Genomic DNA, 294 nt, shown 5'->3' with positions numbered 1-294 from the left:
TCATGTCGTCCGGGTCGATCTTGAACTGGACGACGCGCTGCTCGCGCTCGAAGCCGACGGTGGCGATGCCGTCCTTGACCGCCAGGCCTTCGGCGTCGACTTCCCATTTCTCGTCGATCGGCCGACCGGAAGCGTCGACCATCTGCTGCATGCGGAAACTCGACACGCCCGAGGGGCGCTTGTCGGCATCGCGGGTGATGCTGCCGAAGAACCAGAAGCCGGTGTCGGCGACGCCGATGAAATCGCCGCCGGGCTTGAGGAAACGGAAAGCCGACAGCGCGCCGAAATCGCGCG

At 65.6% G+C, this 294-nt stretch carries 1 protein-coding gene; it reads right to left on the bottom strand.

Going from position 1 to position 294, the window contains the following annotated elements; all coding sequences use genetic code 11:
- On the bottom strand, positions 1-294 hold a 294-nt coding region (locus tag EN818_RS31975), incomplete at both ends, for an esterase-like activity of phytase family protein (RefSeq protein WP_189524018.1).

Origin of the sequence: Mesorhizobium sp. M3A.F.Ca.ET.175.01.1.1 (assembly GCF_004791945.1) — a bacterium.
In the GTDB taxonomy this organism is placed as follows: domain Bacteria; phylum Pseudomonadota; class Alphaproteobacteria; order Rhizobiales; family Rhizobiaceae; genus Mesorhizobium.
The sequence above is the reverse complement of the archived record's forward strand: the minus strand, read 5'-3'. Positions and strand labels throughout refer to the sequence as shown.